This window comes from Sorangiineae bacterium MSr11954 (genome assembly GCA_037157815.1).
GTDB lineage: Bacteria > Myxococcota_A > Polyangia > Polyangiales > Polyangiaceae > Pendulispora > Pendulispora albinea.
This window is the reverse complement of record CP089984.1, coordinates 8519727-8533447: the sequence shown is the minus strand read 5'-3', so window position 1 is coordinate 8533447 and position 13721 is coordinate 8519727. Positions and strand designations below refer to the sequence as shown.

Here is a 13721-nt window from a genome sequence, read left to right as displayed (position 1 = left end):
GGCTTCATGTCGGCATCGAACTCCAACACCCGTGGCCCGTTTCACGCCGATGAATTGAGGCCCGGCGATCGGTACGAGCTCTCGAACGGGCACCCGATCTACTGCCTGCCGGCAGGCGCCCGCCACGCGCATGGAAATATCGTGGGCGCGCTTCCATTGGCGACCGATCCCGCGGTCGAGTCGGCCGGAATCGATGCGGGTTTCTCGCCCACGCCCCATATCCTGCGCGCCCCGGACATCGCCGTGGGCGGTGTTCCGAACGAGCCGGGCTGGATTCGGGGGGCTCCTCCGCTCGCGGTCGAGTACGCCGATACGGGCACCGACGAGGCGGATCTCAAGCTCAAGATTCATGAGCTTTTGACGGCGGGCACGGAGCACGTCTGGATCGTGCGCCTGGTGGGCCCGCGCCGGGTCGAGGTCCACCGCCCGAACGAGCCCGTTCGAACGGTGTCGTCCGGCGACGTGCTGGTGGCCGATGGGATCCTGAAAAATCCGGTGCCCGTGGACGCCCTGTACGACCGCGACAAAGCCTATCAAGCGACCTTCCAGAACCTGCTCGAGCGCCAAGGCTACGCGAGCCTCGACGCCGTACGCGCAGAAGGTCGCGAAGAAGGTCGCGAAGAAGCTACCGCACAGGCGATTCTGCACGTCCTCGCCGCGCGCAACCTCGTCGCCACGGACGAGCAAAAGGCTCGCATCCTCGCGTGCCGCGATCCCGCCCTTCTCGACGCATGGCTGACGCGCGCAGCGACCGAAGCTTCCGTCGACGCGCTCTTCGCCTAACACCGCGATCAGTTGAAGCGAGCCTCTGATAAAGAATGGCGGAACCACGCGGCGATCTTGGTGATCGGTGTTGAAGCGCGAAGTCGACGGACGGTCCGAAGGAGTTCATCCTGAGCGTCGAGGGCGAGCGTTCGAAGACGTCGTTTCATGTCTGCCCAGAGGCGCTCAATTGGGTTTAGCTCCGGGCTGTAGGTCGGGAGGTAGACCGGAAAGCCGCCTGCATCGAGGATGGCTTCGCGAACGAGCAGCATCTTGTGGATGCTGAGGTTGTCCATGATGACGATGTCGCCTGGATACAGCCACGAACTGAGCCGGTGTTTGATGAAGCGAAGGAAGGTCGTCCCGTTCACCGCAGCTTTGCTCGTCATGATCTTCGGCTTCTCGCCGAGTCGGATCGCACCGATGAGGGAGAGCGTCTTCCACGAACGAAAGGGCCTGCTTCCGGTGACGCGGTGACCTCGCAACGAGCGTGCATACTCGCGACGCATGCCGGTTTTTACGAAAGATTCGTCGATAAAAACGAGGCTATTTAGGTCCGCGTTCTTCAAGAGCGCGCAGAACGCTTCTCGGAGTTCGCGGTGCTCGAGTGTGTTGCGTTCGGCGGCAAGAAACGACTTTTTTTTCGAGAGAACCCCAGGCGAGTGAGCGCCCGCTGCACAGCGGAGCGACTCGTTTGCGTGCGTGAGCGCTTTACGAGCTCCGACGCGAGTTCGGCGACCGTCGCGTCGGGCATCTCGGCCACGATGGCGGCAAGCATCCGCGCCATTTCGCCGTGAATCGGAGAGGTGTTGCCACCTCCGCGAGGCCTCGGCTCGAGCGAGCTCGTTTCGCGGTGCAGCCGCAGGATTCGGTTCACCGTCGCCCGACCGATCCCGAGCAGCCTCGCGGTTTCGTCGTAGGAACGCCCTTCGGCACGAGCACGAAGAACAGCCTCGCGCAGTTTCAATGGGGTGATCATATCCAGCAGAGATCATGGCTGTGGGATCGCGTCAACTGGTCTTAGTGTTAGCGGAAGCTCCCGCCGCACGCTCCGCGGCAGGCGTGAACGCTGGCGTGAAAGCGCGTAAAGAGAACGCATGACGCGAAAATCCCCCCGCTCGAAGCTTGGCGCCGCGCCCTTTGCCGTCGCGCTGCTCGCGGCATGCGGCCCGAGCGCCCCGTCCACCAAGTCCGGCGCGGACCTCAAACCGCGCGCCATCGTCGCCCCGCCGGGGGTCTCTTTGGTCAGCGCCTGCACGCCCACGGGCCCGGAGATTTGCTTCAACGCGGTCGACGACAACTGCAACGGCGTCCTCGAAGAGGGGTGCGGCCTGGGGACGGGGTTGCTCCAGTTCATCGTGGCCTGGGGCGACAGCCCGGCGGACATCGATTTGAGCGTCATCGATCCCTCGGGCAGCACCGTTCACGAATCGAACCGAACGAGCCCCAGCGGCCTGCATCTCGACCGCGACTGCCCCGGGACGGGGAATCAGAGCTGCTACTCCCAGAACGTCGAGAACATTTACTTCGAGGGCATCGAGCCGCCGCGCGGGTCCTACGTGGTGAAAGTCAAGCTCACCGATATCCACGGCGCGCCGGCCCCGCTCAAGGCGCGGCTGGGGGCCCGCATCGGCAGCCGCTCCTATGGGGTCGACCTCGAGCTCACCCCCAGCGACGATCTGAAAAGTTTCACGTTCACGTTGTAGGGCGAAGAACCGCCCGTGCTACCTTGGTGGCCCGCCTTTCGGCCGCCGCTTCGCCCCGCCGTCTCGCACCCTTTCTTCGGCAAACGCCCGGGCGAACCGCACGCCCTTGCGAATTTGCACGGACCCTTCCGAGCGATTAGGGTAGACTGAATGGCGATTCAGTTGCGGGAGCGGGCTCGAGAATAAGGTTCGACCCCGCATCGATTCGAAGGTTTTCATCGGAAGGTGCGCCGCTCGCGGCCGCCGATTTGGAGCGCGGAGGTTTCTGTCTTGAGTGCGTTGGCGATGGTAGTGCTGCTGGTGGTGGCGTTCGGAGCATTCGCGCTCGCGGCAGGGCGCCGATGGCTCTTGCTTCGAACGGGGCGTCCTGCGCAACGGTTCGATCGTTTGGGCGACCGGGTGGCGGCGGTGTGGCGCTACGCCTTCGTGCAGGAGCGGATGGATTATTACCAACCGGCCGGCATCGCCCATAAGCTGATTTTCGTCGGCTTCGTCGTGCTCTTGCTGCGGACGTTGGTCCTGTGGGGACGCGGCTTCGTCCCCTCGTTCAACCTGTGGGTGCTGGCCCCGTGGATGCCGCTGGGGAAGCTCTACGAGTTCATGAAGGACACCGTGGGCCTCATGGTCATCACGGGCGTGAGCGTCTTCTTCTACTACCGCGTGATCCGCCCCATGAAGCGGACGACCTTGAGCCTGGAAGGGCTCCTCATTCTCGGCATCATCTTCACCATGATGGTGGCCGACATGGCCTACGACGGCGCGGCCTTCGTCCTGGCCGAGCGCGACACCACGCTCTGCGGCATCACCGGCCATGAAATGGTCTCGGCCGATCAGTGCAAAGCCATCGCCACCATCGTGGCGCCCTACGGAGAAGCGGGGCACGTCGGCTGGTCGCTGTTCCCTTCGCCCGCCGGGAGCTTCTTTTCGATGCTCTTCGAGGGCCTCTCGCCCACCGCGCTGATCGTGCTCGCGCACGCGGGCTACTGGATCCACTCCTCGCTGGTTCTCCTCTTTTTGAACCTGCTCCCGCACTCCAAGCACTTCCACGTCATCACGGCCATCCCCAACGTCTTCTTCCGCGACCTCTCCCCGTACGGCCGCCTCCCGCTGATCAACGCCACCTTGCCGTCGGCGGCGCCTGCAGAGGCCCCCGAGGCGAGCGCCGAAGCCAACGGCGCGCCGGCTGAAAATGGCGCGCCGGCCGAGAAGAAGCCCTACTCCGAGACCCTCATGGAGCTCGTCGGCGCCGCGGGTGAGTCGGCGGATCCCACCGCGCTCGCGATTGGCATCGGCCGCATCGAGCACTTTTCGTGGAAGGCCATCCTCGACTTTTACACGTGCACCGAGTGCGGTCGCTGCTCGGACAATTGCCCCGCGCACCGAACCGGCAAGGTCCTGAGCCCGAAGCACCTGACCCTCGACTTGCGCAATCATCTTTATTCGCGCGAGAAGGAGTTCATCCAGGCATCGACCGGCGCCTCTGCCAAGCCTGCCGCGCCGGCCGCGGCCTCAGGCGCATCAGGTGCAGAGGGCAGCGCCGAAGCCCCCGCGCCGGAAGCAGCTGCCGCGAGCAACGGTGACCTTGCGCCGAAGACCGACGGCGTGGCCCCGATCGATCTGGTGTCGACCATCATTCACCCCGACGTGCTCTGGGGCTGCACCACCTGCCGCGCCTGCGAGGAGCAGTGCCCGGTGATGATTTCGTATGTCGACAAGATCGTCGATATGCGGCGCAACCTCGTCTTGGTCAAAGGCGAGTTCCCGCACGAGCTGCAAAAGCCGTTTCAGGGCATGGAGGTCAACGGCAACCCCTGGAACCTCTCGCGCATGGACCGCGCGGGTTGGGCCGATGGCCTGGAGATCCGGACCTTCGCCGAGAACCCGGCCACCCCGGTGCTCTTCTGGGTCGGCTGCGCCGCCAGCTACGACGACCGCGCCAAGAAGATCGCGCGCGCCACGGCGCGTCTGCTCAAGAAGGCGGGGGTCGACTTCGCCATCCTGGCCGAAGAGGAGAACTGCACCGGCGATCCGGCGCGGCGCGCGGGCAACGAGTTCTTGTTCGCCATGCTGGCCGAGACCAATGCCGCCGTGCTCAACGGCTACAAAGAGCAAGGCGGCATTCGCCAGATCGTGACGACCTGCCCGCACTGCTTCAACACCTTGAAGAACGAGTACCCCGACTTCGACGCCAAGTTCGAGGTCATCCACCACACCGACTACCTCCTCGGGCTGCTCGCGCAAAAGAAGCTCGAGCCCCAAAAGGCGGTCGCGGGGAAGGTCGTCTACCACGACAGCTGCTACCTCGGCCGCTACAACGGCATCTTCGACTCGCCGCGCGACATCCTCCGCGCCATCCCGGGGGTGGAGCTGGTGGAGGCGGAATATTGGACCCGCCAGCGCGGTCTCTGCTGCGGGGCCGGCGGCGCGCAGATGTTCATGGAGGAGCAGAATCAAAACCGGGTGAATGTCAAACGCACCCTTCAGCTCATCGACGCCGTGGCCAAGCCGTCGCGCTCTTCTGCTTCTTCTTCGGCTTCTGCGCACGCGGCGCACGCTGCCCACGCTGGCCATTCTGGTAATGGCGGTCATGGCGACGTGCTCGGCAAACAAGGCACGGTGGCGAGCGCGTGCCCGTTCTGCATGACCATGTTGACCGACGGCCTCAAGAGCCAAAACCTCGAGGACAGCTTTGCGACGATGGACGTCGCCGAGCTCTTGGATCAGAGCTGCCAAGAGGACGTGCTCGCGGTTCCTTCCGGCGATCTCGCCGGCGTGGATCTCTCCATCGCGGCCGCACACGTCGAGGCCCCCGGATCGTCTGCTTCGGCCTCCGAATGAGCTCCGCGCGCTGCCCCATCTGCCGCAAACCGTTGACGGACGCGATGCGCGAGGCGCGTCCGTTTTGCTCGGCGCGCTGCCGGCAAGTCGATCTCGGACGCTGGCTCAACGAAGAGTACCGCATCTCCGGGAGCGAAACGGATGGTACCGAGGAGGCTGCCGCAGCCTCCGAGGGGCCGCGCCAGGGCGCGCGCGATCGCGATAACGATAACGAGGGGTGATCGGCGTCCCCAAGAGGTGAGGGCACCTGCGCGATGCCGTGCGCGGAGCCTCACCTCAGTCGGTTGAAAAAACACGCGAGCCGGGTTACGGCAAAGGTGGAGGTGCGGTCCGGCACCTGCCAGCTGGCGTGTCTTTTTACTCCACGGGGAATGGCCTTCACCGAACCATGACATCCCATCTGTCGCATCACCCCGCGCTCGAGGCTGCCGCATCGCAATTGGTGGCCGTGGGCCGCGATTTCTACGAGCGCGGCTGGGCGCTCGCCACCGGCGGTAATTTTTCGATGCGCCTCGGCACCAACGCCATGGTGATCACCGCGTCGGGCCGCGAAAAAGGCGAGCTCACGGTCGATGACATGGTCGTCATGGATCTGGATGGGCGGATGCTGCCATCGAACTCCGGCTCGGGCTCGGGGTCGGGCCCCGCCTCGTCGTCCTCGTCATCCCGCGCGCGGCCGAGCGCCGAGACCAAGCTTCATGCACGGCTGTACACGCGCATCCCCCACGCGGGCGCGGTGCTGCACGTGCACTCGCCCAGCGCCACGGTCCTCTCGCGGCTCGACGCGCCTCAGGGGGTTCTGGAGATCTCCGGCTACGAAATGCTGAAGGCCCTCTCCGACGTTCGGACCCACCAACACACCGAGCGCGTGCCCATCTTCTCCAACACGCAAAACATGGAGGACCTCGCGCACGAGGTCGACGCCTGGATGGACGCCTTCGGCAGCGACGCGCTCCATGGCTACCTCGTCGCCGGCCACGGCCTCTACGCGTGGGGACGCACCATGCGCGAGGCGCGCCGGCACGTGGAGGCGTTCGAGTTTCTCTTCGATTGCACCCTTCGGACCCGCAACGCAACGAGGCACGCACCATGAGCCATCTGCGCATTTACCGTGACGACACGCGGCCCGATGTCTTCGAAGACCACACGACCTTCGAGACGATCCGCGACGCCGCGGCGGAGGCCAACATCCGCTTCGAGCGATGGGACGCATCGCAGCCCCTCGCCGAAGCCGCCACCCAAGCCGACATCCTGACGGCCTACGCCGAGGCCATCACCCGCCTCGAGCGCGACTGCGGCTTCGCCACGGCCGACGTCGTATCCGTCAGCGCCTCCACCCCGAACCACCCCGAGCTGCGCAAGAAGTTCCTGAACGAGCACACGCACTCGGAGGACGAGGCGCGCTTCTTCGTCGAAGGCTCCGGGCTCTTTTGCATCCACCACGGGGGAGCCATCTACGCCCTCGAGTGCACCAAGGGCGATTTGATCAACGTCCCCGCCGGCACCCGCCATTGGTTCGACATGGGCCCATCTCCGCGCTTCGTGGCCATTCGCCTCTTCACCGATCCCAAAGGCTGGATCGCCGACTTTACCGGCTCCGACGTGGCCGCGCGCTTCCCGCGGTTCGAGAAGGCCGCGTGATCTCCGTCATCCTCACCGACATCGAGGGCACCACCACGGACATCGCCTTCGTTCACGACGTCCTCTTTCCGCTCTCGCGCCGAGCGATGCCCGCCTATGTGGCGGAGCACTGGGACAGCGAGGACGTTCGCCAGGCACGCGAGGCCACCCGCCAGTCGAGCCCCGAGGCCCTCACCGCGCAGCTGGTGGCCTGGATCGACGCCGACCGCAAGGAGTCGACCCTCAAGGCCATCCAAGGCAAAATTTGGCGCACGGCCTTCGAGTCCGGCCAGGTGAAGAGCCACGTGTACCCCGACGTGCCGCCCGCGTTCGAGCGCTGGAAGGCCAACGGAACGCGCATCGCCATCTTCAGCTCCGGCTCGGTGGAGGCGCAAGAGCTCCTCTTTCGCCACTCGGACCACGGCGATCTCACCCCGTTTCTAAGCGCCTATTTCGATACGACCACCGGCCCCAAACGCGAATCGCGCTCGTACACCGCCATCGCCGACGCGCTGGGCGTCCCTCGCACCGCCGTGGCGTTCCTCTCCGACGTCGTCGCCGAGCTGGACGCCGCCCGCGCCGCAGGCATGTCGACCTGGCAACTGCTCCGCCCCGGCATCGCCGACGACCCCGCGAGCCCGCACCCCAAGGTCGGTACTTTTGACGCGCTGGGGTTCTGACGGCATAACCTAGCCGTGGTGCTCTCGTTCTTGCGATGGTTCGTCCCCGCCGTGCTGCCGGCGGTGCTCTTGGCCATCGGCGTCTATCGAAGCGATGACGAGCGCGAGCCCATCTGGCTCGTCAGCCTCGTCTTCGTACTGGGCGGCGTCTTCGGCGGCCTCTCGTTCCTCATCGAGAACCGCGCCGCCGCCTGGACGGGCCTCGACATCCGCGCCTCGGTCTCGGGGCAAGCAGGCTCGCTGCTCTTCTTGTTCGCGGTGGTCGCCCCCGTGCGCGAGGCGGCCAAGGTCTCCGCGGCCTGGGTGGCCTTTCGCACCCGCCACTTCGACGAGCCCTACGACGGCCTGGTCTACGCCAGCGCGGCCGCCGTGGGCTTCGCGGCCGTCGAAAATGCCATTCTGCTGCGCGCGCACCCCGACGGCGGCATCTGGCTCGCCCGCGCGGCATTTGCGTTTCCTGCGCACCTCTTCTTCGCCTGCGCCTGGGGCTACGCGCTGGGCCGCTCGCGGCAGCTGAAGACGCCAGGGACCATGTTTCCGGTCACCTGGTTCGGCGCCATGGTCGCGCACGGCCTCTACATCCACTTCGTCTACGGCCGGGGCCCCGGCGCGCTCATCGCCGCCGCGCCCCTCTTGGTCGTCATGGCGGTGGTCGCATGGATCGCCGCCCGCGATCTCCGCAACCGCACCACCGACGACGATGCCCCCGTCTCGAGCCTACCGATATCGAGCGATCACCGCCCGCGCATCTCGTTCGTGCCGCTCGACGCCCTGTCGCACCCGCCCAGCCTGCGCGCCGTGCGCGAAGCGCTGCGCCGCAGCGAGCAGCCCGTCAAGCTGCGTTGGATTGCCTTTGGCGCGCTCGTCACCCTCGGCGCCATGTTGGTGGGTCTCGCGGCGGCCATCGCCTTTGGGAACTGGGCCCACGTCGACTTCTCGCTGGTGGACGAGCACCGCGTCTCGACCACGGCGCCCGTCGCGCTGATGGGGGCGGGCCTCCTCAGCGCCTTCCCGGTGAGCGGTTACCTGGTCGCCCGAGCCTCGAACGCGCCGACCTTGCTCGAGCCTGCTCTAGCCACCGCACTTGCACTTTTGGCGACCTTGCTGCTGCTCGGCCTGGCTGCACCGGTTGCGCTCGTATTTGCGCTGGCATTCTCACCGGTTGCCTGGGGTTTGGCGTGCGCGGGAGCCTGGGTGGGACGTGTCGCAAAAAGTGGGGCCTAAAGCGAGGTAAAGGGTGGGATAACGCGTGCATCTGCCGTGCGCTCGGGTCACCCTTGCGCCGCACGCCCGCGAAGTGGGGGGCATGGACCGCACAGGCCCATGACGACCGCTTGACAAGGGTGCTGCTTTCAATAGAGTGCGCCGCCCGGCAACAGACGTTTCTTTCTGTTGGCGCCCGCAGCATCCATCTCTGGTTTCTCGAAGGAATCATCGTGGCCAATCATCCCTCCGCAGAAAAGCGCAACCGTCAGCGCATCAAGCGAACGAACCGTAACCGCGCCGTGAAGAGCGCCGTGCGCACGCTGGTGAAGCGTGTGCGCACCGAAATCGGTGCGAAGAACCAGGAAGGGGCGAAGACCGCTCTTGCCCAGGCGATTCAGGCCCTCGACAAGGCCGCCGGCAAGCGCGTCTATCACTTCAAGGCCGCCTCGCGCACCGTCGCGCGTCTCTCCGCCGCCGTCCACAAGCTCACCGCGGGCTGATTTCGCGCTCGGCATTTCGTCTCGACGCTCGACCCCGCTAAGCGAGGGCTCGAGCACGGGCCGTCATTTCGGTGCTAAAACCGCGTCGTGGAACTCACTTCCCAACGGCATCCGATCGACGGAGAGCGGGAAGGTGAGCTTCGCAAGCTCGTCGGTCGCATGATCGACGAGCGCTACCGGATCACCGAGCTCCTCGGCACCGGTGGCGTAGGCGCAGTCTACGAAGCCGAACACCTCGGCCTCGGCCGCAAGGTGGCGATCAAGTTCCTCGACCGCGAATGGGCGCAGGTCGGATCGGTCGCCAGCCGCTTCACGCGCGAAGCCCGTGCCGCCAGCTCCATCGAGAGCGACCACATCGTGTCGGTCCACGACGCGGGCATCAGCGACGGCCAGCCATACCTGGTCATGGAGCTCCTGCGCGGCGAAGATTTGGGCCGCCGGCTGGGACGATGCGGAAAGTTGTCCGTGGCGGAGACGCTCCACATTGCCGCGCAGACGCTCCGCGGGCTGGCCGACGCGCACGAAGCGCGCATCGTGCACCGCGATTTAAAGCCGGACAACCTGTTCCTGGTCTCGCGAAAGTCGGACCGCAACTTCGTCAAGATTGTCGATTTCGGCGTGTCGAAGATCGAGCCGCGGGAGGCAGGTCTGTCGCAGTCGTTCGTAACGCGCGCAGGCACCGTGGTGGGGACGCCGCTCTACATCTCGCCCGAGCAGGCGCAAGCCGCGTCCGATCTCGATGCGCGGGCGGACATCTATAGCCTCGGCGCCATCATGTTCGAGTGCCTCACGGGGCGTCCACCGCACGTGGGTGAAAGCTACGAGCAGATTATTCTGTCGATTTGTATGAACGACGCGCCGGATTTGAGGTCGCTCGATCCGGGGATTTCGCACGAGGTTGCGCGCGTCGTCGAACGGGCGCTTCGCCGCGATCGCACCCGGCGGTTCGTCTCGGCGCGGCAGATGCTGGTCGCGGTGACGACGCTTCCGGCGTATGCCGAGGCGTGTCAGGCGGTGGGGCGCGGGGCGGAGGAGCCGGGGGTCGAGGTTCGGGGCCCGGAGGTGCGGGCGGAGGGGCGCGACATTCCGCGGTCGGATCCGCGTGGCGCGGGGATGGGCGAGCCTGGCCGAGGCAGCAGCGATATCGGGGGCGAAGCGGGGGACCAAGGCAGGCGCGCCGGAGGGGGCCGAGGCGAGCGTGGCATCGGACGCGAGCCGGGGCATAAGGGCCGTGAAGGGGGCGGGGCTGAGGTGGAGGTGCTCGCGGCAAAGACACTGCTTGCCGGGGGAGCGGCCATGCCGGTGCCGCCGGGGTCTCCATCGGGATCGGCGCCCGGGTCTCCATCGCCGTCCGGGCCGATGGGCGCGTCGCCGTCGCGTACGGTCGTTTTGAGTCCCGCGTCGCGCGCGGCACCTTCGCGTGCCGCGACGGAGCTTGCCGTTGCGGATACGTCTCCGGCGGCCGGGGAGCGTGGGGTACTTGCAGCGTCGCAGCCGCCCGAAGGACGCCGTTCGATGCGCGGGGTGGCGGTAATCGTGGGGATCGTCGCGCTCGTGATGGGAGGCGCGCTCACGATGTGGGGGCTGTCGAAATTTTTCGCATCCGAGCGTGCGCCGCGGTCGGCGCCGGCGAGCACGGGGCAAGGTGTCGCGCCCGAATCAGGCGATGCGCCCCCGCGTTCCCGCGAGGAAAAAGACGAGCCTCCGTAGCGCGAACGAGGGTACTCGCTGCGGATGCCAGGCGTCCCCAGGGGGATTCGAACCCCCGTTAGCGACGTGAAAAGCCGCGGTCCTGGGCCTCTAGACGATGGGGACTGAGCGGGCGGCAACCTACGCGGTATGCTCCGTTCTGTCAAAGTCAGATGAAGGGGTGACGCACAAAAGGTATCCCCGACCGCAGGCTCCGCTTCCTCTACAGCGCCTGCGCATGCACATGCCGCACGTCCCACGCGGAGACGTCGCGCACCCCGGCTTCTCCCTTTCGGAGGAACCCTCGTACGAATCTCCCCGGGGACGCCCGCGCATGAGAGCGAGCGAATGCCGAGGGCCGCCGGACGTCATCCGAGATCGGGCGAGAGCGTCCGCGCTCATCATCATCGCGCTGGCCGCGTTGGGGGCTGGTCTCGGGCGCCCACCTCGCAAGGTGCGCCGCGCTTCCGCTGCCTCGGGCTCGTCAGGATCCGCGTCCACTCGCTCGAGAACGGTGAACCCACGAGAAGCTCCGTGAGCGTGAGGCCCGCTCGCTCATTGGAGGGGTCTGCATTGGTCCGTACGAACATAGATGTCTTAGATACACGCCAAATCGCCTTCCACGGGGCTCGGCTTCAGTTGGTTTTATATATTTATTTTTGATCCACTTCGGAAAACCCTTTCGCAGTCCCGTGGAGACGTCCGGCAACCTAAAAAGATAGATTGATGGGTTGTCAGCCACCGAACGGCGATTAACGTGAGCACCGCCTGACCGCACGAGTGGAGCTCGTCGTTGGTTCGGTGATTCGATCTCGTTGCCAGCCGATCATGGCCGTCGGGCGAAACGGCACAAGGGCAACCCTCCGTAGAGCTTCGTCGAACGAACCACCCGCCGGGCAAAAGACCGACGCCAGGCGCAGGTGGCATCGCACCCGATAAAGGAGATGTCATGGGCATGAATATCGAACATTGCGCTGCTACGAGTCGCGAACGTAAGGGATGCAATGAACTCACGAAAAACATCCCTGAACAGCCCATGTGCTGACTGTATCGATCGCGCGACGTGTCGTGAGCCTTGCGACCGTCTCAATGAGGCCGTGGGTATCCCTGATCGACCAACGTCGCGAGAAAGGCCGAATCGTGCGCTCATGGAGGGCTGGGCTCCGTTCGCGATCGTACCCGCCGGCTTCGGCGATCTCGTATCCGACGATGGCCCAACGCCAGCCGGGATGATCGCCGCGGTCGAGAAAGTGATCGACCAACTCGCTGCCCCTGAGCGCCAGATCCTGGACGCGACGCTCGACGGCATGTCTGACACCAAAATAGCGCGCCAGCTCGGGCGATCCGTTCCGGTGATTCGAGATATTCGCGCGCGCACCGCCGACGATCTGCGGGAGGCGTTGCGCTCGCTCGCGCCCGAGCTCGCGCACACGAGCTGCTACCGAGGACGATCGAACCGTTCGCCAACCACAACCAATCTATTGCGAAAGAATCCCATGAATCATACGTCGCAGTCCAATCGACTCAAAAATTATGCTGGAAGGCGCTGCGCTCAAGCGGGCTGTGAACACCGCGTAAGCGCCATATACCCGACCCGGCCGGAGCTGGCGCCCTACTGTAAAGTTCATCGACGATTGCGCTCGAATATTCGATTGGTCGGCGAGGAGCATGCCAGCGACGAGCCGTCGTTTACGGAGCCCATTCCCGATCATGCAGCCGTTCGGAGATTGTTCGAATCCAAAGGGCCGTCCAATGCCATGTTGGTTTCGATGACACCGGAAATCGCCATGGCGCTCCTGTCGCGATCCGTAAAGAACCGTACGGTCTCCTGGGATCGAGTCGCGGCCTTCGCGCGCGATATGAAAGATGGCGCTTGGCTATTGAATAATCAAGGCATCGGCCTCGGGGCCGATGGCCGCCTGTACGACGGTCAGCATCGATTATGGGCAGTGGTGCTTTCGGGGATGACGGTGCAAATATGGCTCATTCGTGGGTTGCAGCCGAGTTCACGCGCGACCATCGATCAGGGCCGTATGCGTGATGTGGGAGATACGTTGCGAATCGTGGACGGTGTGGAGCAGTCGCGCAAGCTGGTCTCCTGGTTGCGGGGGATCGAAATATTGGTTCGCGGGCGAAGCCACGTCATTTCGACCCACGTTGCCCGCCGGCAGCTCGCAGAGCTTCACGCGTCGACCCAGTGGCTGCTAAAGAACGGGCCGAAGAAGAAGCCTTACAACCGCGCGCCGATCTTCGCGGCGTTTTTGTACGCTCATTTTGGATGTGGGGCACGGATTGAAAAGCACATCCGAGGATACTCGTCCGGAGCTGGCTTGAAAGAGCACAATCCCATGCTCATTTTTCGCAACCACGTCGCTGAACGAACCCAATACGAATCGCATCGGGCACGAGATTTATCGATGAAGACCCTGAATGCGCTCCTCTCGGCCATTCGCGAAGAGACAATGCAGACGTTGAACGCCGGAAATGAAGGGCTGGATTATTTTTCGAAGCTGTACGAGGCGCGACTGCGGAACGCAGGCGCGATTTCCGTCGAACGAGGGGTCGCTGACGAATCGAGCGTGGAAGAGGCCCAAATGAATCATAGCGCTCGACCTCCGTTGTCGAGTGTGGACGACACCCGTGACCGCAACGGCGAGCGCGAGCAGGACGACTGTGACGATACGTTGGTCAACGACCAAGACGTTCTCGCCTTGGGGTAG

At 65.1% G+C, this 13721-nt stretch carries 12 protein-coding genes and 1 tRNA gene; 11 read left to right on the top strand and 2 right to left on the bottom strand.

Annotated features, from left to right (window positions below):
* Positions 1–6: 6 nt before the first annotated feature.
* On the top strand, positions 7–783 hold the full coding sequence (locus LZC94_33115; protein WXB12678.1) for a Uma2 family endonuclease: 777 nt from the start codon (positions 7–9) through the stop codon (positions 781–783).
* A gap of 8 nt (positions 784–791) precedes the next feature.
* On the opposite strand, the gene LZC94_33110 is transcribed toward LZC94_33115, so the two are convergent.
* The gene (locus tag LZC94_33110) at positions 792–1757 is read right to left on the bottom strand and encodes an IS630 family transposase (GenBank protein ID WXB12677.1); all 966 of its coding nucleotides are present in this window, start codon (positions 1755–1757) and stop codon (positions 792–794) included.
* Between the two features lie 102 nt (positions 1758–1859).
* On the opposite strand from LZC94_33110, the gene LZC94_33105 reads away from it, so the two are divergent.
* From LZC94_33105 to LZC94_33065, 9 genes are all read left to right on the top strand, one after another.
* Positions 1860–2468 carry a hypothetical protein gene (locus tag LZC94_33105; protein ID WXB12676.1) on the top strand — a complete coding sequence of 203 codons (609 nt, stop codon included), beginning with the start codon at positions 1860–1862 and terminating at the stop codon, positions 2466–2468.
* 270 nt (positions 2469–2738) lie between these two features.
* The gene (locus LZC94_33100; GenBank protein WXB12675.1) at positions 2739–5306 is read left to right on the top strand and encodes a (Fe-S)-binding protein; all 2568 of its coding nucleotides are present in this window, start codon (positions 2739–2741) and stop codon (positions 5304–5306) included.
* Positions 5303–5527, top strand: a complete 225-nt coding sequence (locus LZC94_33095) for a DNA gyrase inhibitor YacG (protein WXB12674.1) — start codon at positions 5303–5305, stop codon at positions 5525–5527. The genes LZC94_33100 and LZC94_33095 overlap by 4 nt, the downstream gene beginning before the upstream one ends.
* 167 nt (positions 5528–5694) lie before the next feature.
* A complete protein-coding gene (gene mtnB / locus LZC94_33090; protein WXB12673.1) occupies positions 5695–6399 on the top strand; it encodes a methylthioribulose 1-phosphate dehydratase in 705 nt (234 codons plus the stop codon).
* Entirely contained in the window at positions 6396–6947 is a 552-nt protein-coding gene (locus LZC94_33085) for an acireductone dioxygenase (protein ID WXB12672.1), read from the top strand. Before mtnB ends, LZC94_33085 begins: the two co-directional genes overlap by 4 nt.
* Entirely contained in the window at positions 6944–7606 is a 663-nt protein-coding gene (mtnC, locus tag LZC94_33080; GenBank protein WXB12671.1) for an acireductone synthase, read from the top strand. The genes LZC94_33085 and mtnC overlap by 4 nt, the downstream gene beginning before the upstream one ends.
* Positions 7607–7621: 15 nt before the next feature.
* On the top strand, positions 7622–8830 hold the full coding sequence (locus LZC94_33075; protein WXB12670.1) for a PrsW family intramembrane metalloprotease: 1209 nt from the start codon (positions 7622–7624) through the stop codon (positions 8828–8830).
* A 53-nt stretch (positions 8831–8883) separates the two neighbouring features.
* Positions 8884–9312 (top strand): 30S ribosomal protein S20, encoded by a 429-nt coding sequence (rpsT, locus tag LZC94_33070; GenBank protein WXB12669.1) that lies wholly within the window; start codon positions 8884–8886, stop codon positions 9310–9312.
* Between the two features lie 87 nt (positions 9313–9399).
* Positions 9400–11022 (top strand): protein kinase, encoded by a 1623-nt coding sequence (locus LZC94_33065; protein ID WXB12668.1) that lies wholly within the window; start codon positions 9400–9402, stop codon positions 11020–11022.
* 32 nt (positions 11023–11054) lie between these two features.
* On the opposite strand, the gene LZC94_33060 is transcribed toward LZC94_33065, so the two are convergent.
* Positions 11055–11127: transfer RNA gene (locus LZC94_33060), tRNA-Glu, on the bottom strand.
* Positions 11128–12149: 1022 nt separating this feature from the next.
* On the opposite strand from LZC94_33060, the gene LZC94_33055 reads away from it, so the two are divergent.
* Entirely contained in the window at positions 12150–13721 is a 1572-nt protein-coding gene (locus LZC94_33055; GenBank protein ID WXB12667.1) for a hypothetical protein, read from the top strand.

What these genes read in the sequence shown, in the direction of transcription:
- LZC94_33115 (WXB12678.1), top strand. Translation starts at nt 7, where the DNA reads ATGTCGGCATCGAACTCCAACACCCGTGGCCCGTTTCACGCCGATGAA.
- LZC94_33110 (WXB12677.1), bottom strand. Translation starts at nt 1,757, where the DNA reads ATGATCTCTGCTGGATATGATCACCCCATTGAAACTGCGCGAGGCTGT.
- LZC94_33105 (WXB12676.1), top strand. Translation starts at nt 1,860, where the DNA reads ATGACGCGAAAATCCCCCCGCTCGAAGCTTGGCGCCGCGCCCTTTGCC.
- LZC94_33095 (WXB12674.1), top strand. Translation starts at nt 5,303, where the DNA reads ATGAGCTCCGCGCGCTGCCCCATCTGCCGCAAACCGTTGACGGACGCG.
- mtnB (WXB12673.1), top strand. Translation starts at nt 5,695, where the DNA reads ATGACATCCCATCTGTCGCATCACCCCGCGCTCGAGGCTGCCGCATCG.
- LZC94_33085 (WXB12672.1), top strand. Translation starts at nt 6,396, where the DNA reads ATGAGCCATCTGCGCATTTACCGTGACGACACGCGGCCCGATGTCTTC.
- LZC94_33055 (WXB12667.1), top strand. Translation starts at nt 12,150, where the DNA reads ATGGAGGGCTGGGCTCCGTTCGCGATCGTACCCGCCGGCTTCGGCGAT.